The sequence below is a fragment of the Allobosea sp. genome (genome assembly GCF_017308015.1).
Lineage (GTDB): Bacteria > Pseudomonadota > Alphaproteobacteria > Rhizobiales > Beijerinckiaceae > Allobosea.
The window spans coordinates 126,592-149,606 of sequence record NZ_JAFKFW010000006.1; the positions used below are offsets into that span (position 1 = coordinate 126,592).

The 23,015-nt window shown below is 60.9% G+C and carries 26 protein-coding genes; 10 read left to right on the forward strand and 16 right to left on the reverse strand.

Features of this window, described 5'->3' with window-relative positions; all coding sequences use genetic code 11:
• Positions 1-211: 211 nt before the first annotated feature.
• From J0I42_RS07405 to J0I42_RS07475, 15 genes are all read right to left on the reverse strand, one after another.
• Positions 212-1,567, reverse strand: coding sequence for a hypothetical protein (locus tag J0I42_RS07405; RefSeq protein WP_291654175.1), 1,356 nt, complete (start codon positions 1,565-1,567; stop codon positions 212-214).
• Positions 1,564-2,889, reverse strand: a complete 1,326-nt coding sequence (locus tag J0I42_RS07410; protein ID WP_291654176.1) for a hypothetical protein — start codon at positions 2,887-2,889, stop codon at positions 1,564-1,566. The genes J0I42_RS07405 and J0I42_RS07410 overlap by 4 nt, the downstream gene beginning before the upstream one ends.
• Positions 2,890-3,768: 879 nt before the next feature.
• Positions 3,769-4,173, reverse strand: a complete 405-nt coding sequence (locus J0I42_RS07415) for a hypothetical protein (RefSeq protein WP_291654177.1) — start codon at positions 4,171-4,173, stop codon at positions 3,769-3,771.
• Positions 4,174-4,176: 3 nt separating this feature from the next.
• On the reverse strand, positions 4,177-4,467 hold the full coding sequence (locus J0I42_RS07420) for a bifunctional DNA primase/polymerase (protein ID WP_291654259.1): 291 nt from the start codon (positions 4,465-4,467) through the stop codon (positions 4,177-4,179).
• Between the two features lie 18 nt (positions 4,468-4,485).
• A complete protein-coding gene (locus J0I42_RS07425) occupies positions 4,486-4,704 on the reverse strand; it encodes a bifunctional DNA primase/polymerase (RefSeq protein ID WP_291654178.1) in 219 nt (72 codons plus the stop codon).
• Positions 4,705-4,834: 130 nt separating this feature from the next.
• Positions 4,835-5,008 carry a hypothetical protein gene (locus tag J0I42_RS07430; RefSeq protein WP_291654179.1) on the reverse strand — a complete coding sequence of 58 codons (174 nt, stop codon included), beginning with the start codon at positions 5,006-5,008 and terminating at the stop codon, positions 4,835-4,837.
• Positions 5,009-5,120: 112 nt separating this feature from the next.
• Positions 5,121-5,312 (reverse strand): hypothetical protein, encoded by a 192-nt coding sequence (locus tag J0I42_RS07435; RefSeq protein WP_291654180.1) that lies wholly within the window; start codon positions 5,310-5,312, stop codon positions 5,121-5,123.
• Between the two features lie 70 nt (positions 5,313-5,382).
• Positions 5,383-5,790: a hypothetical protein gene (locus tag J0I42_RS07440; protein ID WP_291654181.1), complete on the reverse strand. Its 408-nt coding sequence runs from the start codon at positions 5,788-5,790 to the stop codon at positions 5,383-5,385.
• Positions 5,790-6,092 carry a hypothetical protein gene (locus J0I42_RS07445; RefSeq protein WP_291654182.1) on the reverse strand — a complete coding sequence of 101 codons (303 nt, stop codon included), beginning with the start codon at positions 6,090-6,092 and terminating at the stop codon, positions 5,790-5,792. Before J0I42_RS07445 ends, J0I42_RS07440 begins: the two co-directional genes overlap by 1 nt.
• Before the next feature lie 286 nt (positions 6,093-6,378).
• The gene (locus tag J0I42_RS07450) at positions 6,379-8,259 is read right to left on the reverse strand and encodes a TRAP transporter large permease (protein WP_465247653.1); all 1,881 of its coding nucleotides are present in this window, start codon (positions 8,257-8,259) and stop codon (positions 6,379-6,381) included.
• A 4-nt stretch (positions 8,260-8,263) separates the two neighbouring features.
• Entirely contained in the window at positions 8,264-9,265 is a 1,002-nt protein-coding gene (locus tag J0I42_RS07455; protein ID WP_291654184.1) for a TRAP transporter substrate-binding protein, read from the reverse strand.
• Positions 9,266-9,314: 49 nt separating this feature from the next.
• Positions 9,315-10,118, reverse strand: a complete 804-nt coding sequence (locus J0I42_RS07460; protein ID WP_291654185.1) for an SDR family NAD(P)-dependent oxidoreductase — start codon at positions 10,116-10,118, stop codon at positions 9,315-9,317.
• Positions 10,115-10,537: a cupin domain-containing protein gene (locus tag J0I42_RS07465; RefSeq protein ID WP_291654186.1), complete on the reverse strand. Its 423-nt coding sequence runs from the start codon at positions 10,535-10,537 to the stop codon at positions 10,115-10,117. The genes J0I42_RS07460 and J0I42_RS07465 overlap by 4 nt, the downstream gene beginning before the upstream one ends.
• Positions 10,538-10,592: 55 nt before the next feature.
• Positions 10,593-11,642 (reverse strand): SDR family oxidoreductase, encoded by a 1,050-nt coding sequence (locus J0I42_RS07470; protein WP_291654187.1) that lies wholly within the window; start codon positions 11,640-11,642, stop codon positions 10,593-10,595.
• Positions 11,642-12,361, reverse strand: a complete 720-nt coding sequence (locus J0I42_RS07475) for an EthD family reductase (protein ID WP_291654188.1) — start codon at positions 12,359-12,361, stop codon at positions 11,642-11,644. The genes J0I42_RS07470 and J0I42_RS07475 overlap by 1 nt, the downstream gene beginning before the upstream one ends.
• A 186-nt stretch (positions 12,362-12,547) precedes the next feature.
• On the opposite strand from J0I42_RS07475, the gene J0I42_RS07480 reads away from it, so the two are divergent.
• Positions 12,548-13,438: a LysR family transcriptional regulator gene (locus tag J0I42_RS07480; RefSeq protein ID WP_291654189.1), complete on the forward strand. Its 891-nt coding sequence runs from the start codon at positions 12,548-12,550 to the stop codon at positions 13,436-13,438.
• Positions 13,439-13,482: 44 nt separating this feature from the next.
• Here J0I42_RS07480 and J0I42_RS07485 read toward each other — a convergent pair whose 3' ends face one another.
• Entirely contained in the window at positions 13,483-14,538 is a 1,056-nt protein-coding gene (locus tag J0I42_RS07485) for an ABC transporter substrate-binding protein (RefSeq protein WP_291654190.1), read from the reverse strand.
• A 103-nt stretch (positions 14,539-14,641) separates the two neighbouring features.
• Between J0I42_RS07485 and J0I42_RS07490 the strand changes: the two genes are divergently transcribed.
• The 9 genes from J0I42_RS07490 to J0I42_RS07530 all read left to right on the forward strand — a co-directional run bounded on the left by J0I42_RS07490 (position 14,642) and on the right by J0I42_RS07530 (position 23,012).
• Positions 14,642-15,562 carry a LysR family transcriptional regulator gene (locus J0I42_RS07490; RefSeq protein ID WP_291654191.1) on the forward strand — a complete coding sequence of 307 codons (921 nt, stop codon included), beginning with the start codon at positions 14,642-14,644 and terminating at the stop codon, positions 15,560-15,562.
• Between the two features lie 167 nt (positions 15,563-15,729).
• The gene (locus J0I42_RS07495) at positions 15,730-17,073 is read left to right on the forward strand and encodes an acyclic terpene utilization AtuA family protein (RefSeq protein WP_291654192.1); all 1,344 of its coding nucleotides are present in this window, start codon (positions 15,730-15,732) and stop codon (positions 17,071-17,073) included.
• A gap of 1 nt (position 17,074) precedes the next feature.
• The gene (locus J0I42_RS07500; RefSeq protein WP_291654193.1) at positions 17,075-17,398 is read left to right on the forward strand and encodes a DUF4387 domain-containing protein; all 324 of its coding nucleotides are present in this window, start codon (positions 17,075-17,077) and stop codon (positions 17,396-17,398) included.
• Between the two features lie 28 nt (positions 17,399-17,426).
• The gene (locus tag J0I42_RS07505) at positions 17,427-18,491 is read left to right on the forward strand and encodes an ABC transporter ATP-binding protein (protein ID WP_291654194.1); all 1,065 of its coding nucleotides are present in this window, start codon (positions 17,427-17,429) and stop codon (positions 18,489-18,491) included.
• 40 nt (positions 18,492-18,531) lie between these two features.
• A complete protein-coding gene (locus tag J0I42_RS07510; protein WP_291654195.1) occupies positions 18,532-19,386 on the forward strand; it encodes an ABC transporter permease in 855 nt (284 codons plus the stop codon).
• A complete protein-coding gene (locus J0I42_RS07515) occupies positions 19,383-20,192 on the forward strand; it encodes an ABC transporter permease (protein ID WP_291654196.1) in 810 nt (269 codons plus the stop codon). Before J0I42_RS07510 ends, J0I42_RS07515 begins: the two co-directional genes overlap by 4 nt.
• Before the next feature lie 39 nt (positions 20,193-20,231).
• Positions 20,232-21,446, forward strand: coding sequence for a CaiB/BaiF CoA transferase family protein (locus J0I42_RS07520; protein ID WP_291654197.1), 1,215 nt, complete (start codon positions 20,232-20,234; stop codon positions 21,444-21,446).
• 7 nt (positions 21,447-21,453) lie between these two features.
• Positions 21,454-22,602 carry a thiolase family protein gene (locus J0I42_RS07525; RefSeq protein ID WP_291654198.1) on the forward strand — a complete coding sequence of 383 codons (1,149 nt, stop codon included), beginning with the start codon at positions 21,454-21,456 and terminating at the stop codon, positions 22,600-22,602.
• The gene (locus J0I42_RS07530; protein WP_291654199.1) at positions 22,599-23,012 is read left to right on the forward strand and encodes a Zn-ribbon domain-containing OB-fold protein; all 414 of its coding nucleotides are present in this window, start codon (positions 22,599-22,601) and stop codon (positions 23,010-23,012) included. The genes J0I42_RS07525 and J0I42_RS07530 overlap by 4 nt, the downstream gene beginning before the upstream one ends.
• The last annotated feature ends 3 nt before the right edge of the window (positions 23,013-23,015 follow it).

Genomic DNA, 23,015 nt, shown 5'->3' on the forward strand with positions numbered 1-23,015 from the left:
CTGCCTCGGTGATCGTAACGCGCAGATCGCGACCCGGCAGGCGATAGCCGGGCATGGCGCCCGAGCAAGAGATCGTGTCGTCCAGCCTGGCCGTGCGGGTCTCGACCATGCTGGCGCAGCCCGCGACGCTCAGGGCGAGCAGTGCGCCAACATGGAAGGAGTGCCGTGTTCTAGGCGGGAGCATGCGCTGATCCATTCTGAGTTACGGCTCTCATGTGCCGCATGCGGCTTTCTGGAGTTGCGAAAACTCGGCAGGCTTGGCTGACACAAAGTTGAGCCCATTGCCTTCCCCTATCGGCGTCGAAGTGAACTCTTTGGGGTTCTCGCCGACCAGAATTGTCGCGTCGTTCATCTCGATGATTTTGCGTTGCAGATCGAGAACCTGCTTCTCGGCGAGCGCCAGGGTCTTGTCGCGCTCCGCCGCGCCGATCCGGATCGAGATGATGCGCTCCGGCAAGGAGACCAGGCTGCGCGATATCTCGAGCGGGATCTCGACGAAGCCGGCGACCTCGCTGGTCGTGGACAGACAACTCGTGACCAGAGCGCCTTCGTCGAACAGGAAGGCGGCGCGCCTGCCCGCGAAGATGTTGCGGCCGATCTGCAGAGACAGCACGGGCGAGAGGTTCTCGAGCTCCTTGACCTCGGTCGTCCAAAGCCGCCATGGCTCGCGGCCGCCGCGATCGGGCTTTGCGTAGAGGGCCGCGGTGTAGCTGGTGCGCGGCCGATACATCAGCCCCGAAACCGGCAGTGGCTGCTTCTGCTCGCGCATCGCAACATAGCTTGCCGCGACGGCCGGGGGATTGGCCGCCGCGCTGCCGGGGTTGTTGCAATAGCGCTGCAGGCCGTCGGGATCGTGGAAGGTGTACCCGTCGATGACCAGGCAATAGCCCGCTGCGGTGAGCCGGGTATTGGCGCGCGCCGAATCATGCGGGTCGAACGGGTCGAACGTGAGCGTTTCGGTGAACGCCGCCGGCGCTGTCGTTCGTAATGCCCCGGCTCTGGATTTCGGATCGAACCTCGGATCGCCCGAGATCGCGATGAACGCGGTTCTGATCAGGCGCGCGGCGATCTCCCCGCTGCGATCGATGCTGTTGGCCAGCACCGCCCCGAGGAAAGGCGTCTGCTCGGGCAAAGCCTTGGCGTTCAGGTCCAGGGGAGCTTTGGCCTGGGCAAGCCCGGTCTGTCCGCGGACGGCCTTGAGAATCTGGATATTGTCTTCGGCCGTCGGCGAGGAAGTGAAATCGAGACAGACCTGCTCGTCGGGAACGCGAACCGTACCGATATAGCGCTTCGGATCATCGGCCGTCGCGCCGCCGGATGAGGTGAGCGTGGTATTGCCCTCTACGTTGGTGGTCAGGGTGAGCGTCAGCAATCCCTTCGGCAGGGCGTAGCTGCCGAGCTGAGAGCGGCAATTCGTACCGCCTGCCAATCCGGTATAGGCGACAGGTTCGATCCGCCGGCTTTCTGCGACATTGGTGCAACTGCCCACCGCGAGTCCGAGAAAGGCGATGACGAGGGCGCGCGTATCGCGCCTCGCCCAAGTGCGATGCTGTGCCGTCCCACTCATTGTGGGGCGCCCACAGCAAGGGGCGTGGATGATTTCTTGGCGTCAGGTTCGTTGACCGTGCACTGCAAGGTCTGCGTACTTCCCGCACCCGACATCAGAACTGCGCGCTGGAATGTGCCGACTCTTCTTCCGCCCTTGCCTTGCGCCTTCCCGTCATAGGTCGTCGCGAGGACATCCCATTCGTCATCCGTGGTTCTGAGGCATTCGAAATGGACAACGGTCCCCTTGATGCTCGCGTCGGCATGCGGAACCGGATCGTAGCCGCACAGGTCACTGATACTGGTTCCGAGGGAGCAGATCTGTTTGCCCATGCATTTCGCCCGGACTGCGCGGGTCGAAATGCAGGATCGGCTGGTGCGGCGCTCGAAGCCCGCCGGCGATGAGTGTTGATAAGCTGCCAGTCGAGGAAGCAGCTGATCGATATCGCCCGTCCAGGCATCGAGGATATAAAGTCGAGGTACGTTCGGTTTGCGCAACAGGGTAGAAAGCTGGTCATGAATCGCCAGCAGCGACGCCAGCAGCGCCTTGTCGGCGTTCGCATCGAGGCGCATCTTCGTGGCTGCGTCTTTCAGCAGTTGCTCCAGTGGCTGAGCGATGCTTTTCAAGGCGCTTTCCTGTTGCCGCGCCTTCAGTGCTTCGGACTGATACTTGGTCAGCAGCTCCTGTAGCTGGCGATGCAAGTCGGGACCGACATTTGTCGACGCATTGATCGTGCTGGCGAGATGGCCCGCGAATGCTGCAGCCGCGGCATTGTCGCGCGCTGCGTAAGTCTTCGCCAGTTCGCCAATGACCTCCCGCAGAGCTGCATTGCCGAAATCGGAAGTGGGCATCGTTTTGGTCGCCTGTTCGACGAACTCCGCGAACAAGGCGGGTCTCGCTGCGTCATTCAAAGTGAGGATGAGGCTTTTGATCAGTGCCCGCGCGTCCGTAGCGCGCCGTCCCTCGAGCAGGCCGCAAGGTGCTTGGTCGCAATTCGCTTCGACGACGATCTTGGCGCGACTGAGCCAAATCTCGAGCCACGCTGCTCGTTCCGCGTCCAGCGTACCTGGGCGCTTGTCGAGTGGTGCAAGACTTGCGATGAACTCGCGCGCAGCCTTCAGGAGCGCCATCTCCGGGACGAGCCTCTCGTCCTTGAGCAGGGCTTCAAGCTGGCTGCGGGCATCGATCAGCTGCTTCTCGACCGAGGCTTGCGTTGGCGGGGTTTCGCCAAGGACCGAGGGCGTCGGTGCGATCAGGGCTGCCGCGATCAGGAAGGTCCTGGCAGCTTTGGCGAGCCACTGACACATGTTGCCGTTGCTGCACGCTATACCGCCGCCGGGCATAAGTGCTCTCCTCATTTAACGTAAGGTGATATCCTTTCATCAACTCGCTCAATCGGCCCGTGATCGAGCCAGGGGTTGTCCACAATTTATGCATCGAGAATCAACAGGCCGCGATGCAAGGTTTCTGCGCGCATTTCATCAGAAGCGGCCTTCGGCAGAGGCGTGTTCGTGTTAACGGCGATGAGGTCGACTTCCGACCGTCGTCAAATTGTTCCACTCGTGCGACGCTGGAACATGACTCCTGACCGAATTCGGCCCCACTGAACCCGATATCGCCATCGGGTTTTGAAGCCCAGTGATCGATAAACTGACTTCGGTGTCGTCCGCGTTTTCGAACTGACTGCAGGCGAAGCTGCATATGCGGACGCTCTACGAACCTGTCGCAAGGCAGGCATCGTAAGCGTCGGAGATGGGCCATTCGCGGCCCTATTTGGCTGGCGGAACTGCTCCCTCCGCCCCCTGTATTAGCTCGTATGGCTCAGCCCCTATTGCCCTCGCAATGGCGATGTACTCGGCCACGTCGAGCCGCCGTCCCTCCAGCCCGAGCAACTGCGTGAGCCGCTTCAAACCTTTGCCCGTGCCAGGACGAGGTAGCGCACCAAAGCCCGACGGGCGACGAAAGCGGACATGATCGGCTCGACCAATCGTCCAACCGGAGCGTCTGACCAGGATGCGGTCTCCGTTCGGCCAGCAGGGGTCCAACACCAGCTGATCGTTATCCCTCGCCCAGCGCAGGTGGATCGAGACCGGCGACAGGGTGTGCAGAGCGTTCGCCTCCAAATTGTCGAGGAGCTCTGTCAATGGCTCATGCTTGAGCGGCTTGCCGGTGCCGCGAAGCACCATCAGGCGGAAGAACGCCTTGCTCGGCGTCGACCTGAGCTAGTGATAGATGACACCACCGCCCGCCTGCGGGATGCCGACGAAGATTTCGCCGTTCTGGTCCGCGACGGCTTCGATGCCATTGCGCTGAACCCCCTTGAGAGCGATCGCCGACTGCGATTGAGGCTGTCCGCGTTTGGTTGGCTTGTCGAAATCCTTCGACAAAGCACCGGAAACCATCCCCTCCACTTCGTCGAGGGTATCACCCTCGTAGTCGGTTGGCAGGGCAGCTGCGATCAGCTCTCTAATGTAGTCGAAATTCTGGCTGAAACGCACGATCCGGGCGACAAGGTCGCGCGTGGGGATATGCGTGCCGGTTGCTCGCATCACCTCCAGCGTCAGCTCTGACGTGAAAAGAAGGTCGAGTAGCCCGATCGGAATCGGGCGCTGTCCGCGCAATTGCATTTATCAGTCCTCGATCAGAGGGAGGTTGGTGTATTCGACATCGAGCAAGCTCGACCCGACCCAGCGATAGGGCCTGCCGTTAGGGTGGATCGTCGGTGGCAGGACACAGAACTTCTGGTCGACAAGCAGTTCGCCGACCTTCACGGTCTCGCCGCCGACTTTGACCGAATAGGCCCGGTTGGCATTCTCGGCCGTCACCCGGGCGAAGTAGACGATGCCGCGAGCCCCGATCCGTCCGCTCGGCGGATTCATCAGCACCGCTTGCGCCAGCCTGACGAAGCGGTCGTCGTCGATATCGAGTGCGCCGAGCCGCTAGCCGTCGGGGAACAGCGAGCCCATCACAACGCCTATCCCCATCCCGGCGTAGTCACTCAGCCAGCGCCGGAATGCCTCCGATGAGACCTTGGTGTCCGGCACCTGCCAATTTTTCATCGGCGGCCGCTTCTGGCCAAGCACAACGGGCCGCGGCCAGAAACCCGCCTCTCGGTAGGCTTGGACGTTCTCTGCAAAGATATTCACGGGGCTGTTCATGGGAAAATTCCAATGGGAAGCCGCCCGCGCGCTCGAGGAGCGACAGCTAAAGGACGGCGAATTGCGGAAAGGGGTGATCGGACTTGGCCGACGGAAGCTTCGCCCCGATGACGGGGCGAAGTTGTTGTGGTCAGCGGCGATAGCGGCTGGGGAGGATGATTACGAGATCGTCTTCCGGGCGCCGCGGCTCGATGACGATGTAGCCACTGGCATAGTAGGTCGCACGCCGTCCCTTGGCGGCGTCCAACTGCTCTTCAATCGGAGGAACATAACCGGGGAGGGCCCGGAGTTCCTCATCAGTCATGGAGTCTTCAGGTGAGTACGGAAATTCGTTCACTGGAAGTGCCTTTCAGATGAGTTTCCCCGATCGCAGAAGCTGTTGCTTCCACGGCAGGGAGTGCAGATTTTCGGGAGTGCTATTTGTGGACGCGGATGCGCGCTTCGATGTCGCGCAATTTTACGTATTTTCGACCATTGAGTAGCGAATAGGTCGGCAGTTCACCGCGCGCCGCAGCACGCTGGATCTTGAAGTAGGGCAGGCCGAGTGCGTCAGCGGCCTGCTTATATGTGATCAGGCGGTCGGGCGGGTGGTCGCGAACTTGTCCCATCTTTCGTCTCCAGAGAGGCACTGGTTGGTGCCGGCGAGACGACATTGGACACATGCGACGACGAGCATCTTCAACGTTTGCCGCTTAGGAGAGAAGATTCTTTCGTCGGCGGGATATCTTCGACGCCCTCGGCTATCGCCTCCTCCATCTCTTTCACGCTGAACTTGTTCTGCCGGAACGTGCTCTTGAGCTGCCGCTCACCGTCACCTGCCTTCTTGGGTGCGAGCATTGCCTCAAACCATTCCGGCCCGAATTTGTCCCAGCCGCCCTTCGCGATGACCTTCTCGATCAAATCGACAGCGAGTTCCTCGGCCCTACGCCGTTTTCCCCCCTTTGCGTAAGGCCACATAACGTGGGCGAGCCAGACGCGTTGCGGCATGAGGTTGCGCTTCTCCGCACTGAAAGCGGCGCCCCGTTCTGCGACGAGCACCCGGCTGTCATCCATGAGATAATTTAAGGTGTGGCCGTAGCTGCACATCAAGACCCCCAACGATGGACAAATTCTGGTGTGAGGGAGCGTTCTCGAATTAAGTTTTTCAGAGGGACAATCTGCGCATTCCCAAGATCATAAAAATACTTGCGTTGATCGTTGTCGTCTGATGCTCCGCGGTAAGAGACGTAATATGGGAACATAGCGTCAAACGGCTCATCAGCCAGCGCTTCTGCTTTGGTTTGGAGACGGGGCGAGAGAATGACTTTCGCATGGTCGAAATTTTCCTCGACCATTTTCCAGAGATGATCCGCACTGGTCGGTTGATCGGTCAGACCCTCATGAAACATTGATCATGGCTCGCGGTGCATCGTCGGCTGCTGGCTAGTGTACCACTCTAATCATTTCTCGATACTGCCGCAGCTCTCTCACACGCATGCGCGGACGCGTAGCTGCCGCGGTCGGAATATTCCGGTACGTGTGCACGGGGCGTCACGGGTATTTAACGACAGTACGCCGACGATTATATTTCCGCATGAGACAAGGGCTCGGCTGAAGGCGAGGCCTAGCCTGCTTTTGGCGGACTATGAGACTTTGCTGCGGGGCCGCTGCTAGCCGGCCCCGCGCATTCTTTGCTTAGAGGAAGCCAATACTGAGCCAGGGGAACGCTGCGATGAGGACGATTGCGGCGAACAGGGCGGCGAGATAGGGGACCATGTTCCACATTGCGTCGTCGGGCGAGACTTTCGCGATCGCGCAGGCGGTGTAATAGCCGTAGCCGAATGGTGGCGAGAACAGGCCCAGCCCCATCGAGAGCAGCACCACCATCGCATACTGAACCGGGTGGACGCCGAGCGACTGGGCTACAGGTACCAGCAGGGGTCCAAACAGGACGATAGCGGGAATGCCTTCGAGGATGCTGCCGAAGACGATGAAGGCGAGGATCGAAACTGCCAGGAATGTCACCTTCCCGCCAGGAAGGCCCGTCATCAGCGAGACAAGGGTGTCCGCGAAGCCCGACTGCGTCAATGCCCAGGACATGGCGCCGGCTAGCGCAATGATGATCATGATCGTCCCCGTAAGCGCGACGGTTTCGACCAGAATCTCGCCCATACGGACCAGCGAAAACCCTCGCATCATGACGGTGCCAACGACGGCGACGTAGGCGACGCCGATAACTGCGACCTCTGTCGCCGTTGCTACGCCTTCCAGCACGGCCGCCCGGATGATGAGGGGCAAGGCCAGCGCGGGAATCGCAATGATGAAGGTTTTCCCGATGAGTCTGAGGTCGCGCTTCTCCTCGCCACGGCGTTCATGTCGCGAGCGGAACCAGACGGCGACCGCCAGTGCCAGCATGCACACCACCGCGGGTACGAGACCGCCGATAAACAGCGCGGCGATCGAGATACCTGTGACGGACCCCATGATGATTAGGACGAGACTCGGTGGAATCGTCTCCGCGGCCGCAGCTGAAACTGCCAACAGCGCTGCGATGTCGCCTTCCCTTACGCCGCGCTCCTTCATCGCCGGGGCGAGGATCGGCCCGATTGCCGCCATGTCGGCAGCTTTCGCGCCGGAGATTCCGGAAACGAGGTACATCGCGCAGAGCATGACGTAGCTCAAGCCGCCGCGCGCCGAGCCAATTAGCGCCACGACGAAGTTGATCATCGCTCGGGCCATGCCGGTGTATTGGATCTGGATGCCGAGGAAGATGAAGAGCGGGATCGTCAGCAGGATGAAGTGCGACATGCCCTCGTTAATGCGCCCGACGATCACCGTCAGGGGAAGATCGCTTGTCAGCGTGAAATAGCCGACCGTCGCTGCACCGAACGCAAAAGCGATCGGTACGCCGATGATGATGAGAGCCATCACGCCGACGCCGAAGAACAGCAGCAGATTGATGTTCCCGAACTCCGCGAGCAGCGGTGGTGTCAGTTCGAGGCCGATCGCTACCGCACTCGCGATGATGGTCTGCACTAGCACGATCCTGGCCGACGATGCGCGCCACATCTGGATCAGCAGGAAGACCATCATCAGCATGATGCTGACAAGGGTCGCCAGCACGGGGATCGAGCCGGGGATCGAGAGATTTGGCGTGGTCACGATGTGGTTGAGCTCGACGAGCGCGATCGTCGGCGCGATCAGCTTGAGCAGGAACACCAGCAAAACGACATGAGCGACCCGCTCGAAGCGAGTGCGCCGATCGGGGGCCATTTTCGAGAGCACGAAGGTGAGGCGGAGGTGGATCTTGCGCCGCAATGCGCTGGCCACCCCCAGCATCCCGAACCACAGGAAGACGAGCATCGCCACCTCCTCGATCCAGGTGACTGGAATGTTGAGGAGGTAGCGTGCCGTCACTGCCCAGCCGAGCAGCACGATATCGACGAGCAGGAGAGCGGCTGCGACGAAGTCGACGAGCTTGCCGAGTCCAGATTCAATCCGGTCGAGCGCTCCGGGGCTCGCTTGTCCGGGGATGTCGCTGGCGGACGCTGCCGCCGGAAGATCGGTCGCAGCCATCATCTCAACCCAGCTTGCCCGTGTAGCGTTCGAGCGTGCCCCATGCCTCGGCGCCGAACTTCTCCTTCCACTCCTTGTAGAAGGGCGAAGCTGCGAGCACGTCGCGGAACGCTTGGCGGTTCGGCTCGACGATGGTCATGCCCGCGCCGGTTAGTTTGGCGCGGAGGCTTTCGTCGAGTTTGACCAGATCGGCCCGCTCCGCGATGGCAGCCTCGGTGAAGCGCTTGTTGATGATGTCCTTGACCTGCTGGGTCTGGCGTTTCCAGAACGCCCCGTTGGCCAGCATCCAGAGCCCGTCCCACATATGGTTGGTGAGGCTGACGTATTTCTGGACCTCGTAGAATTTGCCGCTGTCGACGAGCGGGAGCGGATTTTCCTGGGCGTCGACGAGTTTGGTCTGCAGTGCGGTGTAGACTTCACCGAAGCTGATCGACTGCGGAGCGGCGCCGAAGGCCTTGAAGAGGGATGTTGAGAGCGGGCTGGGTGGGACGCGGATGTGTACGCCAGACAGGTCAGCCGGCTTCTCGATAGGCTTCGAACCGCTGGTTATCTGTCGGAAGCCGTTGTCAAACATCTTGTCGAAAGTGTGCAATCCGGTTTGCTCGAGGCCTTTACGCACCAAGCCGCCAACATCGCCATCCATTGCCTTCCAGACTTCGTCCAGGCTGTTGAACGCGAAACCAACACCATTGAGGGAGGATGCCGGAGCAAGATTGGAGAGCTGTGCGCCGGCCAGCGGATAGAACTGGATCGCTCCCTGACGCAACTGGGACAAGACCTCCAGGTCTCCGCCGAGTTGGCTGTTGGGAAAAATGCGGATGTCGAATTCACCGTTAGTGTCCGCCTTGATGTTCCTGGCCGCCTCCTCGATCCGCGTGATCATGGGATGGCCGGCGGGCATGTTGGTGGCGAGCTTGTAGGTCGCAGCTTGAGCTGGGCGGACAATAGAGAAGGTCGTCGCGACAAAAGCTGTCGAAGCGATGAATGATCTGCGTGTGAACTTCATGGTTCCCTCCAGTTTATTGTTGTCTATCGAGCCCCTGGACGCGGAGGCCTCAGGCTAGGATCAGTCCTCCGGATACATCGAGGATGGCGCCAGTCATGTAGCGTGACGCGTCAGAGGCCATGAATAGGACGACGTCGACGATGTCAGCCGATTCAGCTAGGCGGCCGATGGGGATTTGGCCGTTGAGAGCCCTGCCTTCCTCGTCGTTGCGCAGCAGGCCGCTCACGCGTTCGCCCGAGACCGGTCCGGGAGCGATAGTGTTCACTAGGATGCCGTGTCGGGCATACTCGCGCGAGAGATGGCGGGTCATGCCGATCACCGCCGTCTTGGCGGCCGTGTAGGAGCAGCCGAGCAGTGGGCTGACCGAGCGCCCGGCATTGGAGGCGAAATTGATGATGCGGCCGCCGCCGGCCTCGATCATGTGCGGTAGAACTGTCTTCGCGCACAGGAAGCTGCCGCGCACATTCGAGGCGAAGACGGAATCCCATTCGTCGACCGGCGTCTCGTGCGTGACCCGGTAGGCGGCGCCGTAGCTCCCCGCCATGTTGACGAGAACATCGATCCTGCCCCAACGGACGAGCACGGCATCGACGGCCGCGCGCACGTCGTCTTCCTTGGAAACGTCTGCGACGAGAGGCAAGGCCTCCCCGTTCGCGTCCGTGATAATCCGAGCCGTTTCGACTGCGCGCTCCTCTACGAGATCGCAAAGGGCGACGCGCGCGCCGAGTTCTGCCAGCCGCTCGGCAAGCAGTTTTCCGATACCTCGCCCGGCGCCGGTGACCAGAATGACTCGGCCGTTGAATATCCCAGGCGCGAAGGCGTCACGCGCAGCTGCCAGTGAAATCTGGTTCATGGTTGTTCCTGTGCCACCTCGATGCCGCACGGTGAGATACCGGCGGGCAGCGGCAGTGGTGGATTCGCGCTTTCAAGGTGCTCGACTGTGACGAAGACGAGCGGCGTGTCGCCGACGTTGTGAAGGTCATGAACCATGAACTCGCCCGGACCGAAGCGCATGTGGCTGGTCTGGCCGGCGTAGTACGTCGCTTCTTTGGGCGCCCCGCCATTGATATGGGATACGGCGCGGCCCGGGCTCAGCGCCGTCCAGAAATAATCGAGCACGTGACGGTGAAAACCGATGCGCTCGCCCGGTTCCAGGCGCATGTACCAGACTCGTGCGCGATCACTCTGGGAAAGCAGGATCTTGCCTACGCAGGGATTTTGCGCATTGCGCTCGAACTCCGCCTGGAGCTCTGCACTCAGGGAGACGGACATTCTCTCACTCATGTGATTGGGTTTCAGGGAAGGAGGGCAAAGCTTGGCCCTTCGCTCAGGGTATGATCCTGTTGCGCTGTAGGTCCCGGAAGAGGTCCAGGAACATCTCCTCACTGTCTATGAATTCCAGGAAGCCATACCGTCGACATTTGGTGGTGTCGGACATCACGTCCCAGTCGTTCGAAAACGCGTAGTTGGCAAAATTCCAGTTAACCAGCTGCGAAAGCGGGTGCTTCTGGAGGCCATCACGTGCAACGATTTTGTCCCACAACGCGTCTGCGCCAGCCATCCGGGTCGGCATATCGACGGTCTCGACACCGCCTGCCTCAAGGCCGAAGAAGCGTGCGAAGACCGGCCACAGGTTCTGGTAACGGAAGAAATCGCCGTTGGTGATGTTGAAGGCCTGATCAGCGCACTCCGGCTTGGTCGACATCCAGACCATGGCCCGGGCCAGCAGTCCCGCATCCGTTGCCTGATAGACGGAGCTGAAGGCGCCCGGCTTGCCGGGGAAGGTGAAGGGCTGCCCCATCTCCTTCAGCAGCGTCGCATAGGTGGCGATCGTCGTAATAATGTTGAGCGGATTGCCCAGCGCGAAGCCGCAGATCACATGCGGCCGCGCGGCCGACCAGGACCAGCCCTTTCCGGCGCTGGCTTGTTCGGCCAAATCCTGCTGGTCGTAGTAAAAATGAGGCACGTCGATCCGCGGATCCGTTTCCTTCGCAGGGGTTTTAAACGGGCCGAGATACTGTCCGTAATACTTGGTGCCCTGGAGCAGGCAGACATGCTGCAGGTTCGGTGCAGCCGCCTCGATCACCGGCAGGACATTCGCGAACATCTTCGCATTCGGCGCGCGCGTTTCGGCAATCACCTTGTTGTCGAGATAAGCGCAGTAAAAGACATGCGTGACCTCGCTCAAGCTGCCGAGATTGTCCTTGCAGCTTTGCGGATCCATGAGGTCGGCGTGAACGAACCGGGCCTTCGTCTGGAAATAGGGAGGCTTGCGCGACACGCCGATCACGTTCCAGTCCGGCTGCTGGTCGAGATGCTCGATCAGCGCGCGCCCGGAAACGCCGGTTGCGCCGATGACAAGGGCGGTCTTCTGCATCAATTCTGTCCTTCCTCGACTCCGTAGGTAGGAGGTGGCGGCGGCACCACCACATGTTCGCGCAACAGCGCGTCCTCCCACCGAGCGATACCGTCATGACCGAAAACTCGGTCCTTCCAGGCCCGCAGCTGATCGCGACCCTGTGCGGCCGCATCCCGTTCGGTGAACCAGAGCTCGACAAGCGCGTCGTAAGGAGCCTCGCCCGTCACGAGCGTCAGGTCGCCTTCCACCCTGGAATTCAGCAGCTGCCCGGCCTCGTCGAGGCTCAGGCGTGCCTGCATGGCTCCCGTGACGTTGCAAATGTCGGCCGTGGCAACCGCGTCGATGTGGCCAATGAAGGCCACGCGCGTTTGATCGGCGTGCCTCTTCAGGCAGAGCAACACCTTGAACGGCGTTGACGACAACGCGCCTGTCCGCTTCAGCCAGCGCTCGCTGGCTAGCAGATGCTCGCGCCGTGCCAGCCAGGCGGACGCGTCCTTCGACCCATTGCGGCCGATCTCGGAAGCATAGGAAGCCTGGCAAGCCTCGCGCGTATCGAACCACAGCTGCGCGACACCATCAGCCTGCGGTTCGCCCTCATCCAGCGAGAACCCGAGCATATAGCCGCGTAAGCCGGGAAAAGCTGCGGCGATCGGGCCATGAATCGTTTCCCAGCGATCTTCGAACGCGGGGCGCGTCAATTGTTCGACGCGCTTCTGGAAGGTCACGAGCTTGATCATCGGCGGCGCGCCAAGCCCGCCACCTGTCCGGCGCTGGTATCCGTAATCACTGGTTCCTCCGACATCTGGCCGTCTTGTTGGCGTTGCGGCCTTTACCGTGACGTCAGGCTAGGCTCACAGGGGGTTGGCTTGGAACCACCGTTGATGGACACATACTGTTGAGTAAAACGCAACGATTGGACCGAGATGAATAGCGGCAGCGAGCTTCAGGTTTTTGCCCATGTTGTTGACAGCGGCAGCTTCGCAGGCGCAGCAAAAATGCTGAGCGTTACCCGATCTGCGGTTTGTCGTCGTATCGACGGGCTAGAGCGTCGCCTCGGCGTTCGGCTCCTTGATCGGACGACACGTCGCCTTTCGCTCACCGAAGCCGGTGAAACATTGTATCAACGTGCCCAGACGATTCTCAGTCAGATAGCGGAGGCTGAACTTGTTGTCAGCGAATACGGTGGGGAGCCACGCGGGACATTGCGGATCACCAGTCCGATCATGATTGGACTGCATAGGCTTATTCCGATCCTTCCCGAATTCCTGGCACTCCATCCAAACATCAAGGTCCAACTCGATCTGTCGGATGACATCGTCGATCCGGCTTTGGGCGACCACGATATCGGTCTGCGCTGGGGCTCTCCGAAGGATTCCGCGGCGATAATCACCAAGGTGGCGGCGAGCAGGCAGATCATCTGCGCGGCGCCGTCATACCTCGCTCGCCACGGAACCCCTGAAACGCCGCAAGACCTTCTTCGCCATAATTGCCTGCTGATGAGCCGACTGGGCTTATCTAGTAATGAATGGAGTTTCGTGGTGGAAGGCCGGCCACTTAAGCTTAAGGTACAGGGAAATTATGTGGTCAATGGCGGACATGGGAACTACGAGGCTGTCATCTCCGGCCTTGGCATCAGTCGAGTGACTGATCTGAGAGTGGCCGATGACATCCGTAGTGGCCGTCTACGTCCCCTTCTCGAGGCCTATGAGCCTGAAGAAGCTATGCCTATCTTCGCCGCTTACAAAGCTGGTGCTTTAGTGCCACCTAAGGTTAGAATTTTTCTCGACTTTCTCCGGCGTCGAATGCGTGGCTGATTATTAGAGGCGGGCGATTAAAATTGCCCGCCTCGAAATCAGATTTATTTCTTGGCGACCACCGTCTTGTTGAAGGCCTCGATAATCGCTGCGCGGTTTTTGTTGATCTTGTTCCAGTCGGGTAGTGCCAAGCTCTTGATCGAGCCATCCGCACCCCAGGGCATGCGCTGCTTGGCATTATCCGACAGCTCGATTCCGGCTGTTGCCGGTCCGACATAGATCTTCTCTGCCATACACTTGGCCGGCGTCTTGCCAATCGCGTAGTTCATGAATTTCTCCGCCAGCACCTGTTTCTTGCTATTGGCGACGAGATGCAGCCGGATGTCACCTCCGATGGCTCCTTCTTTCGGCACAACGAACGCGATCGGAAGCTTTTGATCACGCATGGCGTATGCGGAGCTTGCGTAATGGGCGCCGACGATGACCTCGTTGCTTTGGAACAGATTGGTTCCGGCGCCAGCGGTATCGAAATAAGCCGAAACTTTGAGCTGCTTCAGCTTATCGAATGCGGGCGTGACATTGTCCGCATTGCCACCGACTAGCCCCGCAAGGTGCACGATGAAGGGGACGCCCATGGCGTTGGAGGGGCTGGGAAAGGTGACCGCTCCGGCGAATTCGGGCTTCCACAGATCAAGCCATGAGGTCGGCGCCTGCTTGATGTCACGCGTATTGTAGGCGAGTCCAAGTGAATAGAAGCCGGTACTGACGGCGAAGGCCTTTCCATCAGAGCCCTTATAGACGCCCTCGGGCATCATTCCCGACACCGCGGGAACCCTGGCGGCATCGATCGGCGCGACGACGCCATCGGCCGCGGCGATCTCGGAAACGCCTCCGTCGAGCCAGACAGCATCCAAAGAAGGTGCCGCCTTCTGTTGACGCAGCTTGCTTAACGTCACGCCCGAGACGCCCGGCTCAGGTGTGACCTTCACCCCTGTATCCCGTGTGAAGGGGTCGATGATGCAGGCCTGCATCGCCGCGCCCCACTCTCCACCGTATGTGGCTACGGTGATGGAGTCCTCAGCCGCAGCTATATTCGCGAATGCTCCAACAGCCGCGAATGAAACCGCGCCAGCGAGCTGTTTTGCTTTGAAATTTGCCATGGTTTCTCCTCCGCCTCTGGCCTTTTTCCTTGAGATAGATATGAGGACCCGGCACAGTTCCAGCTTCAAATTGAAATCCGCGGGTCTGAGATAACTTTTCGCTATGAATATCCGGCAGCTCGAAGCGTTCAAGACCATCATGGAGATCGGCAGCTTCACCAGGGCGGCCGAGAAGCTCAATCTGTCGCAACCCGCCGTCAGCAAATTGATCTTTCTGCTCGAGCGGAGATGCGGGTTTTCCCTTTTCCATCGCCAGAAGAACGGCGTGGTGCCAACGGCAGAGGGACAGATGCTCTATTCGGAAGTGGAGCGGGTCTTCCTCAGCGTGGACTCCGTTTCCGCACGGGCGCGAGCCATCAAGCACTTCGACTATGGCGAGATCAATCTGGTCTCTTATCCGTCGCTCGCGGCGAGGGTCCTGCCACCGATCCTTGGCGGATTCCTGGCGACCAGACAGGGTCTGAAGATCGAGATGTCGAGCCGCAATTCCTGGCTGCTCGTCGAAGCGGTCGCGACTCAAGGGTTTGATCTAGGCTTCGGCATGTTTGCCCCGGACAGGCCGGGCGTGCGCTTCGACAAGCTGTGTTCGATGAAGGCGGTCTGTGCCCTTCCTCCCGACCATCACTTGGTCTCTCGATACGTGATCGAAGCGAAGGACTTGCACGGCGAGCGTTTCGTCGGGATGGTCGAAGAGGATCGCGCGCAATTGGAGATCGACCGGGTTTTTGCGGAATGCGGCTCCGATCGGAACATCGTGATCAAGGCCCAGCTCACCGAGGCGTGTTGCTCCTTCGTGGCGGCTGGCGTAGGCGTTTCCATCGTCGATCCACTCAGCACTGAAGGGTTCCCGCCAAACCAGCTCGTGATCAGGCCCTTCCGCCCTGTCGTGAATTTCAACGTTTGGGTCGTGACGCCTAGCTTCCGGGAGCCTTCGCTCGCAACCAGGGCACTGATAGAACACGTTCGGTCCAATTTGACGGCCAAGATTGCAGCCATGGCAACGGCTATTGGCGATCTGTCTTAGCGCTGAAACGCCCCCGCTTGGGAAGTACATATCCTGGAGTTATGACTGACCTGCCAGAAGAAATTTGACCCTTGGCTGCCCCTCAATCTGAATAGAGCGCGTCGAGACCGCGATGCCATCGCGGAACAGACAGCTTTTTGGATCGAGCGACGGATCAGGGTCAAAATATGTCCGGCATCACGGTGCTAACGCCTACGGGCACTCTGGGCTACGGCTTCGGTGATGAGGCTTTGGCACGGGGCATGTCGCTCAAACCGTCGGTCATTGCCGTCGATGCGGGCTCCACGGATCCAGGTCCGCATTATCTTGGCTCCGGTAAGCCTCTGGTTTCCGACGTCAGTATCAAACGAGAGCTGACCGCTCTGATCCAAGCCGGGCGGAATGTCGGCATTCCGGTGATCGTCGGCAGCGTCGGCGGTGCGGGATCAAGCGTCCAGGTCGATCGAACGGCGAAGCTTGTTCGCGAGATCGCAAAGGAAACCGGCCTCAAGCTGAAGCTCGCGACGATTCGCTCTGACATCCCGATCGAACGGGCCAAGCGCGCGGTTGCCGCCGGCGAAGTGATCGATTTCGAAGCCGGCCATATCCTGACACAGGAAGCTCTCGATGAGACTGTGACGCTCGTCGCCCAGATGGGCCATGAGCCGATTTGCGCGGCGCTCGATGCTGGTGCCGACGTGATCATCGCCGGTCGCGCCTGCGACGACTCTGTGATCGCCGCCTATCCCATCTGGAAAGGCGCCGATCCGGCGCTTGCGATCCATATGGGCAAGATCCTCGAATGTGGTGCTTTCTCTGCTGAGCCCTTCGCGATGGACGTGATGCTTGGCACCGTCCACGACGACAGCTTCGTGCTCGAGCCCGGCAGCATTAAGCGGCGTGCGTCGGTGAAATCGGTTTCCGCGCACTCTCTCTATGAGCGTGAAAACCCCTTCAAGCAGGGTGGGCCGGGCCACGAAATCGACCTCTCGGAGTGTTCCTTCGAACAACTCAGCGACAGACAGGTTCGCGTTACGGGTGCGAAGCTTTCCGAAACGGACGACTACTACGTGAAGCTGGAAGGCGCGCGACTCGCTGGTTATCGCTCGATCTCGATTGCTGGAATTCGCTGCCCAACCACCATAGCGGCGCTCGACGGCATCCTAGATCAGCTCAAGGTTAGGGCCATCGAGTACTTCGCACCCTCGCCCATATCGATGCAGTTCCATGTCTACGGTCGCGATGGCGTGATGAAGGAACTGGAGCAGGAGCACGGTCTGCAGCGCGAGGTGGGGCTCGTGATCGAGGTCACTGCCGCGACCCAAGAGCTGGCACATGCCGCGTGCCACCAAATCAGCGGCGCAATGCTGCACCATCATTACGAAGGCATCATCAATCCTTCGGGCAACCTCGCCTTCCCCTATTCGCCGTCCGACCTCGATGTCGGCCCGGTCTACGAGTTCAGCGCATACCATCTGATGAAGGTGGATACGCCCACCGAACTCTTCCCCATCAGCATCGAGGAGCTGTGAGATGAGCCCCCGCCCTCTGCGCGAGATTGCGGACATTGTCCGCAGCAAGAATGCCGGTCCCTATCGCATAACCTTCGACATCCTGTGCAAGGAAAAGTCGAATTTTGAACTCATCCGGTCATCCGGCGCCATCACGCCTCAATCGGTCGCGAAGGCCTATGGGCTGTCCGTCACCGACATTTCGTCTTTCTTCGAGATCGACATGGCTAACGCCATCAAGATCACGATCAAACGGCCAAGAGCCCAAGGTTCGGGAGGCGAAGGCGACATGTATGGCTGCCAGCAGCACGTTCCGCTTATGAACATGCTCATCCCCTTGCGTTGAAGAGACGCGTGAACAATCCGGATTGCACATGAACAACGGCTACATCAGGGTCGAGCATCTTACGAAGCGCTATGGCGACCTCGTGGTGTTGAACGACATCTCCCTTGATGTCGCCGAGGGCGAGTTCCTGGCGCTGCTCGGACCCAGCGGGTGTGGCAAGACGACTTTGCTGCGCGCGATCGCGGGATTCGTCGAGTTCAGCGAAGGCGATATCCGGATCGACGGGCGTTCCATGAAGCGCCTGCCGCCCAATCGCAGACCGGTGAATACCGTATTCCAGAATTACGCCCTGTTTCCGCACCTGACCGTCGCACAGAATGTCGGTTTCGGACCAAGACGTGCAGGCAAGGTCGCGGCCGAAGTTGCGTCCATTGTTGAGGAATGCCTCTCGACGGTCGGAATGGCTGCTTATGGGGAGCGCTTCCCGGCCCAGCTTTCGGGGGGGCAACAGCAGCGCGTGGCGCTGGCACGGGCAATCGCCAACCGCCCTAAGGTGCTGCTGCTCGACGAGCCGCTCGGCGCGCTCGACCTGAAGCTGCGCAAGCAGATGCAGATCGAGCTGAAGACGCTCCAGCAGAAACTGGGCATCACCTTCATCTTCGTTACGCATGATCAGGAGGAAGCCCTGGTCATGGCCGATCGCATCGCCGTGATGGATGCCGGCCGCATAGCCCAGATCGGCTCCGGCCGCGACATCTACCACGCCCCGGCCGAGCGCTATGTCGCCGACTTCATCGGCGACGCCAATCTGCTGGCTGCGACCGTCGCTGCCGATGGTTCTCTCGCCATTGGCTCGCTTTCGATCGCAGCCCGCCATGGCGCGGCGGCTGGCAGCAAGGCGACATATCTTCTCCGTCCCGAAGCGATTCGTGTCGACCATGCGCAGGATCCTTCGGCCGATTTCGTTTCCCTACCGGCCTGCGTCCAAGAGATCGTCTTCGCGGGGGGGATCATCAGGATCTACGCCGTTTCCAGTGACGGGCAGGAGATCGTCGCACAACAGACCGCGCTTGCGGGCGAGGCGCCGATCGCGGTCGGCGACGAGGTCGTGCTTTCGTGGCACCGCGACAGCGGTCGGGTCCTGACCAAATGAGCTCAAGTTCAGCTCGCTCCGAGGCAGGGGAGGCCTTGCCATGAGAATCCGCAACGGCTGGGCAGCTCTCCTCGTTGGCGTGCCGCTGGCCTTTATGGCCGCTTTCTTCCTTGTCCCGTTCTTCGTGGTCGTCATGGCGAGCTTCCAGACCAAGGACGGCGCGTGGAGCCTCGCGAACTACGCACGGATACTGGGGGACAGCTATTATCCGAGCATCCTCTACGTCACGTTCAAGTTGTCGCTGATCGCAACGCTCGTTTCCTTCGTCATTGGCTACCCGATCGCCTATTACATCGTGAATGTGGTGCGCAGCCGAATGGCGAGGCGCATCTGCTACATCCTCGTCATCATGCCGCTGTTCACGAGCAATATCGTGCGCTCGTTCGGCTGGATGATCCTGCTCGGACGCCAGGGCTTGGTGAACACCACGCTGATGACACTCGGTCTGACCGATCGGCCTATGCCGATCTTGTTTACCGAGCTCAGCATCATCATCGGCTTGACCTACATCCTCGTCCCCTTCATGGTGCTGACTGTCGCCGGCGTACTTCAGACCATCGACAAATCGCTGGTGGAGGCCGCGCTCGATCTGGGGGCGAACCGCTTCGTCACCTTCGCGAAAGTGACGTTCCCGCTCAGCCTTCCCGGCGTTGTCGCGGGCTCGCTGATCGTCTTCACGCTGGCGGTCAGCGCCTATGTGGTGCCGAGCATCATGAGCGGCGGCCGGACCGTTGTCATGGCCATGTCGATCTTCGAGCAGTACGGCTCGCTGTTCGACTTCAACTTCGGCGCGGCGCTTGCCGTCGGCCTGCTCGTCGTCACGCTTGTCCTGATCGCGCTTTATCTTTTCTTCATCGAACGGCAGCCGGCAGGCCGCCAGGCGGTGCGCTCATGATGACGTTCCCGGAACGAATTGGTCGCTTCCTGCTTCTTGCTTTCGTGTGGGCGGGCCTAGCCTTCCTGACCATTCCGCTCGCCATCATCGTGGCGGTCTCGTTCACTGAGACGGAATACCTGACCTTCCCTCCGCAGGGCTTTACCTTGCGCTGGTACGAGCAGTTCCTCGCCGACACCTCCTATCTCGATTCGATCGGGCTCAGCGCTTCGATCGCGGTGGCCTCGACCGTGATCGCGATCCTGATAGGCATTCCGGCGGCGCTCGCCATCACCCGCAGTCAGCTTCCGGGCATGAAGCTCGTCAATACGATCTTCCTGGCGCCGCTCATCCTGCCGACGATCGTGATCGGTGCAGCGTTGCTCCAGTATGCGAGCATGTTGGGCTTCGCGCGCAGCTATACGGCGCTGCTGGTCGGCCATGTCGTCATCGTCGTTCCCTACATCCTGCGTACGGTGCTGGCATCTCTGGCCCGCTTCGATCAGACGCTCGAGGAAGCCAGTCTCGATCTAGGGGCCTCACCCGTGTCGACTTTCTTTCTCGTCACGCTGCCGATCATCAAGCCGGGCCTCGTCGCCGGGGCGCTGTTTGCGCTGATCATCTCCTGGATCAACGTCGAGCTCAGCATCTTCAATGCGACCGCGGCCCTGATGCCGATCCCGGTCAAGATCTTCAACTACGTGCAATATGCGATCGACCCAATGGTCGCGGCGATCTCCGCAGGCACAATCTATGTCGCGATCGTCGCCGTGGTCCTGCTCGACGTCTTCGTCGGCATCGATCGAGTCGCTGCCCCATCCAAATAGCGGCCAAGGCCGCGCAATCCCATCAGAAAGCGAGCCATCATGGAAGCGCACGCCCGAACTACGCCTGAAGGAGCCCTCTCGGATCTCAAGGTGCTCGAACTCGGCTCGATGTTGGCCGGCCCCTTCGTAGGCTCGATGCTGGCTGATTTCGGCGCCCGGGTCATCAAGGTCGAGAAGCCCGGAAAGCCCGACGCGCTACGCGAGTGGCCGCCGCACAAGGACGGCGCGGCGCTATGGTGGAAGACGATGGCGCGCAACAAGCACGCGGTCACGCTCGATATTTCGCGGCCGGAGGCGCGGGAACTCGCATTGCGCCTGATCGGCGAAAGCGACATCGTCATCGAGAATTTTCGCCCGGGTACGCTCGAGCGCTGGGGCTTCGATCCGGCCGAACTTTCGCAGCGTTTTCCGCGCATCGTCTGGGTGCGCGTCAGCGGATGGGGTCAGACGGGACCCAACCGGGAGCAGGGCGGATACGCCACGATCGCCGAGGCCTTTTCCGGCCTCGCCTCCTTCACCGGTCATGCCGATAAAGGGCCAACGGTTTCGGCCTTTCCGATGGGCGATTATCTGGCCGGCATCTTTGGCGCCTTTGGAGCCCTCGCGGCTATTCATCGGCGCGAGCGCAGCGGCCGCGGCCAGGTCGTCGACGTGGCGCTCTATGAACCCCTGCTGCGCATCATCGAGTCGGTGGTCGTCCGCTACGACCAGACCGGAAGAAAGAAGCCGCTCCTCGGCAATCAGATGGAAGAGGACGTTCCGCGCAACGTCTACGCGACCGCCGATGGCGGCGCGATCGCGATCAGTTGCGGCTCGCAGAGCATCTATGACGGGCTCGTCGATGCCATGCAGAGGCCCGACCTCAAGAGCGATCCGCGTTTTGCGACCATGGCCGATCGCGTGATCCATCGCGACGCCATCGATGGTGAGGTCGCCGCCTGGCTGAAGACGCAGCCGACTGCCTCGGCGCTCGAAAGGCTCGTGGCCAACAAAGTCGTCGCCGGCAAGATCAACGACATCGCCGATGTGCTCGGCGACGCCCATATCGCGGCCCGCGAGGCAATCCGCACGCTCGTCGACGAGACCCTAGGGCCGATGCGCATGCCGGCGCCGGTCCCGAAGCTCAGCGAAACGCCCGGTGACATTCGTTGGTCGGGCCGCGACCCCGGCGCGTCCAACGACGAGGTCTTCGGCGACGGGCTCGGGCTTTCCGCCGCCGAGATCGAGGACTTGCGGCGTAACCACATCATTTGAGGCGGTCATGACAAGCAACATCGGAATCGCAGGTTACGGCCGCACCACCTATGAGAAGCGCACCACGCGCACGCTCTTTTCATTTCTGGCGGAAGCTGGCCGCAAGGCGCTGGATTCAGCCGGCATGAATTTCAAGGACGTCGACGGACTGGCCATCTGCTCCTTCGAGCTGCCGCCGGACAATACCGTCACGGCAGCGGAGCAACTCGGGATCTCTGTCTCCTGGGCCTATCTCGGCACCGCCGGCAGCGCTGGCCCGGTGGCCAGCATTATCAATGCCAAACACGCCATCGAGAGCGGCCAGGCCACGACCGTGCTCTGCATCGCCGGCGACAATTACGATGTCGGCGGTCATTTCAAGCTGATGGACAATTTCAGCCGCGGCCTGCGCAATTACGGCACGCCCCTCGGCTTCGGCGGCGCGAACGGCTTGTTCGGAATCATCCAGCGCAAGCACATGGAAACCTACGGCACGCGGCGCGAGGATCTCGGCCGCATCTCCGTCGACCAGCGCCGCAGCGCGCAGCGGAACGAGCATGCGCTTCTGCGCGGCCCGATGACGATCGACGATTACATGAACGCCCGCGTCATTGCGGACCCGATCTGCCTTTACGATTGCGTCTTACCCTGCGCGGGCGCCGAAGCGGTCGTCGTCACCACGCTGGATCGCGCACCGGCCGGGAAGGCTGTGCGCATCCTCTCGGGCTTCGAGCGCCATAATCATCCGCCAATGGAGATCGCCCCGCTGCGCGGTGGCTGGGAGACCTTCGCGGGCAAGCTGTATGACAAAGCTGGCTTCGGCCCGCGGGACATGGATTTCGTCCAACTCTACGACGACTATCCGATCATGGTCGCGATCCAGCTCGAAGACCTAGGCTTCTGCAAGAAGGGCGAGGCCAGCGCCTTCCTGGCCGCGAATAGCTTCTCCTGGGATGGCAGCCTGCCGCTCAATACCGGTGGCGGCCAGCTCTCCTGCGGGCAGGCCGGCATCGCAGGTGGCCTGCTCAGTGTCACTGAGGCGGTCTGCCAACTGCGCGCCGAGGCCGGCGATCGGCAGGTCGCGAATGCCAGGCGTGGTCTCGTCGCGGGTTATGGCATGGTCGGCTACGGCCATGGCCTTTCCGCCAGCAGCATCATCCTGGAGGCCGTGCAATGAGCGCCGAGATCGCCTATCCCCAACCCTACGAAGACGAGGATAACGCCCCCTTCCTCGCCGGCTGGCGCGAAGGCAAGCTGTTGCTCCAGCAGAGCCGCGATGGAGGCCCCCTGTTTTTCTATCCGCGCCCGATCTGTCCCTATACCGGCTCGACGGACCTAGTCTGGCGGGAGGTGTCCGGGCGCGGCAAGATCGTGTCGTTCTCGCTGATCACCCGTCCCAACCATCCTTCATTCAACGAGGAGGTGCCGATCATTCTAGCCGAGGTCGCGCTGGACGAGGGCGCGAGTCTCCTCGGCCGGATCATCGGCGCGGAGGCGGCGTCGATCGCGAGCGGAGCCAGGCTGGAACTGCTGCCGCCCAATGAGGCGCGGCGCTACCCGCTGCCGGCCTTCCGGCTTGCCGCGTGAGGC

Excerpts from the sequence above, each read along its gene's own strand:
- J0I42_RS07405 (WP_291654175.1), bottom strand. The coding sequence starts at position 1,567 with ATGAGTGGGACGGCACAGCATCGCACTTGGGCGAGGCGCGATACGCGC.
- J0I42_RS07410 (WP_291654176.1), bottom strand. The coding sequence starts at position 2,889 with ATGCCCGGCGGCGGTATAGCGTGCAGCAACGGCAACATGTGTCAGTGG.
- J0I42_RS07415 (WP_291654177.1), bottom strand. The coding sequence starts at position 4,173 with ATGCAATTGCGCGGACAGCGCCCGATTCCGATCGGGCTACTCGACCTT.
- J0I42_RS07425 (WP_291654178.1), bottom strand. The coding sequence starts at position 4,704 with ATGAACAGCCCCGTGAATATCTTTGCAGAGAACGTCCAAGCCTACCGA.
- J0I42_RS07430 (WP_291654179.1), bottom strand. The coding sequence starts at position 5,008 with ATGACTGATGAGGAACTCCGGGCCCTCCCCGGTTATGTTCCTCCGATT.
- J0I42_RS07435 (WP_291654180.1), bottom strand. The coding sequence starts at position 5,312 with ATGGGACAAGTTCGCGACCACCCGCCCGACCGCCTGATCACATATAAG.
- J0I42_RS07440 (WP_291654181.1), bottom strand. The coding sequence starts at position 5,790 with ATGTGCAGCTACGGCCACACCTTAAATTATCTCATGGATGACAGCCGG.
- J0I42_RS07445 (WP_291654182.1), bottom strand. The coding sequence starts at position 6,092 with ATGTTTCATGAGGGTCTGACCGATCAACCGACCAGTGCGGATCATCTC.
- J0I42_RS07450 (WP_465247653.1), bottom strand. The coding sequence starts at position 8,259 with ATGGCTGCGACCGATCTTCCGGCGGCAGCGTCCGCCAGCGACATCCCC.
- J0I42_RS07455 (WP_291654184.1), bottom strand. The coding sequence starts at position 9,265 with ATGAAGTTCACACGCAGATCATTCATCGCTTCGACAGCTTTTGTCGCG.
- J0I42_RS07460 (WP_291654185.1), bottom strand. The coding sequence starts at position 10,118 with ATGAACCAGATTTCACTGGCAGCTGCGCGTGACGCCTTCGCGCCTGGG.
- J0I42_RS07465 (WP_291654186.1), bottom strand. The coding sequence starts at position 10,537 with ATGTCCGTCTCCCTGAGTGCAGAGCTCCAGGCGGAGTTCGAGCGCAAT.
- J0I42_RS07470 (WP_291654187.1), bottom strand. The coding sequence starts at position 11,642 with ATGCAGAAGACCGCCCTTGTCATCGGCGCAACCGGCGTTTCCGGGCGC.
- J0I42_RS07475 (WP_291654188.1), bottom strand. The coding sequence starts at position 12,361 with ATGATCAAGCTCGTGACCTTCCAGAAGCGCGTCGAACAATTGACGCGC.
- J0I42_RS07480 (WP_291654189.1), top strand. The coding sequence starts at position 12,548 with ATGAATAGCGGCAGCGAGCTTCAGGTTTTTGCCCATGTTGTTGACAGC.
- J0I42_RS07485 (WP_291654190.1), bottom strand. The coding sequence starts at position 14,538 with ATGGCAAATTTCAAAGCAAAACAGCTCGCTGGCGCGGTTTCATTCGCG.
- J0I42_RS07490 (WP_291654191.1), top strand. The coding sequence starts at position 14,642 with ATGAATATCCGGCAGCTCGAAGCGTTCAAGACCATCATGGAGATCGGC.
- J0I42_RS07495 (WP_291654192.1), top strand. The coding sequence starts at position 15,730 with ATGTCCGGCATCACGGTGCTAACGCCTACGGGCACTCTGGGCTACGGC.
- J0I42_RS07500 (WP_291654193.1), top strand. The coding sequence starts at position 17,075 with ATGAGCCCCCGCCCTCTGCGCGAGATTGCGGACATTGTCCGCAGCAAG.
- J0I42_RS07505 (WP_291654194.1), top strand. The coding sequence starts at position 17,427 with ATGAACAACGGCTACATCAGGGTCGAGCATCTTACGAAGCGCTATGGC.
- J0I42_RS07510 (WP_291654195.1), top strand. The coding sequence starts at position 18,532 with ATGAGAATCCGCAACGGCTGGGCAGCTCTCCTCGTTGGCGTGCCGCTG.
- J0I42_RS07515 (WP_291654196.1), top strand. The coding sequence starts at position 19,383 with ATGATGACGTTCCCGGAACGAATTGGTCGCTTCCTGCTTCTTGCTTTC.
- J0I42_RS07520 (WP_291654197.1), top strand. The coding sequence starts at position 20,232 with ATGGAAGCGCACGCCCGAACTACGCCTGAAGGAGCCCTCTCGGATCTC.
- J0I42_RS07525 (WP_291654198.1), top strand. The coding sequence starts at position 21,454 with ATGACAAGCAACATCGGAATCGCAGGTTACGGCCGCACCACCTATGAG.
- J0I42_RS07530 (WP_291654199.1), top strand. The coding sequence starts at position 22,599 with ATGAGCGCCGAGATCGCCTATCCCCAACCCTACGAAGACGAGGATAAC.